The sequence below is a fragment of the Paracoccus marinaquae genome (genome assembly GCF_018860165.1).
GTDB lineage: Bacteria > Pseudomonadota > Alphaproteobacteria > Rhodobacterales > Rhodobacteraceae > Paracoccus > Paracoccus marinaquae.
In genome coordinates this window covers 1-1,603 of the sequence record NZ_JAHKNG010000114.1, presented here as the reverse complement: position 1 = coordinate 1,603, position 1,603 = coordinate 1, and the positions used below count along the sequence as shown (strand labels likewise).

2 pseudogenes are annotated in these 1,603 nt (G+C 63.4%); both read right to left on the bottom strand.

The annotated features are described in order from the left end of the window. Positions 1–126 precede the first annotated feature (126 nt). A pseudogene (locus KNW02_RS20525) lies at positions 127–1,074 on the bottom strand (IS91 family transposase); the annotation flags it as partial. 12 nt (positions 1,075–1,086) lie between these two features. Continuing rightward, positions 1,087–1,476 (bottom strand): annotated as a pseudogene (locus tag KNW02_RS20520) (tyrosine-type recombinase/integrase); the annotation flags it as partial. Positions 1,477–1,603 lie beyond the last annotated feature (127 nt).

Genomic DNA, 1,603 nt, shown 5'->3' with positions numbered 1-1,603 from the left:
CGGGCAGATGGGTGATGGTAGCTTCTGACATGTGGCATATCCCTTTCTCGGCTGAGAATTGACGGCGCGTAGACACCGCCTTGATATGCCGCCCCTCAGGGCATCACCAACTTTCAAGCATTACTCGTCAGGCAGAACATGGATCAGGAAACGGCGGATGAACTCGGGCGTGGCCAGGCGCATGACCTTCTGCCTGTCGCCATGCTTGATGCGGTAGTCCTTCCAGCGGAAGGTCACTGTGTCGGCATCGGCGCTGACAAGCCGGTGGTTGGAGATGGCGACGCGGTGGGTGTATCGGCTCAGATAGGCCAGCACGGCCTCTGGTCCGCCGAAGGGCGGTTTGGCATAGACCACCCATTCGGATTTGCGGAAGGGGGCGAGCCAGGCGCTGAAGGTCTCCGCGCTGGCCAGCTCGGCCAGATCGCCGAAGAAGGCCAGCTGACCGGCCCGGTGCAGGGCCATTAACCCCTCCAGAAACAGGCGGCGGAACAGTCGCGAGAGAACCCGCACATGCAGGAAGAACCCTGGTTTGCAGGCGACCCAATTTGTGCCGTCTGGCGACAGGCCACCGCCGGGGACGAGCATGTGGATGTGCGGGTGGTGTGTCAGCGCCGATCCCCAGGTATGAAGGACGCTGGTCATGCCCACCCGCGCGCCCATGCGCTTGGGGTCGGCCGCGATGGTCATGACGGTCTCGGCCGACGCCTTGAACAGCAGCCCGTAGACCGCTTTCTTGTTCCAATAGGCGATCTGCGCGATCTCGGCTGGCATCGTGAAGACGACGTGGAAGTATTCCACCGGCAGCAGGTCCTCAGCCCGTGCCTCCATCCAGTCGCGTGCCGCCGGTCCCTGACACTTCGGGCAGTGCCGGTTCTTGCAGGAGTTGTAGGCAATGTGATGGTGGCCACACTTGGCACAGCCCGCCACATGCCCGCCGAGCGCCTCGGTCCGGCAGGCCTCGATCGCTGACATCACCTTCAGCTGGGTCAGGCTGACATGCCCCGCATTGGCCTGCCGCCACGCAGGGCCATGGGCACGGAAGATGTCAGCCAGCTCCAGCAATGGCCGGCGCACCCCGGCGTCCGGTCACTCCAGGCTTCGCTTCACCGTCTGATCCTGCAACCTGGCCAGCATCTCGTAGGGGCTGACGGTGTCACGGATCGTCTTGGTGGCCACGTGGGTGTATCGGGCGGTCGTCGTCAGCTTGGCATGCCCGAGCAGCACCTGGATCACGCGCACGTCCGTGTTGGCTTCGAGCAGATGCGTCGCGAAGCTGTGGCGCAACGTGTGCAAGGTGGCGGGCTTCTTGACCCCGGCCATGTGCTTGGCCGAGGTGAAGGCCCGGTTCAGCTGGCGCGGCGAGATCGGGTTGATCTTGGGCTTGCCGGGGAACAGCCAACCCTCCGGCCGGGCCTCGCGCCACCAGGCGCGCAGCAACTCCAGCAATCCGGGCGACAGCATGACCTTGCGGTCCTTCTGTGTTGATTGCCACTGAGAATTGACCCGGCATTGTCACCGAGATCTGACCCACCCGGTTGTTATGTTCTGCGCGTCATGTTGGCGTCAATGCAGATGTCTCCTTTCGTTTCTTTTTCGCCGTCTC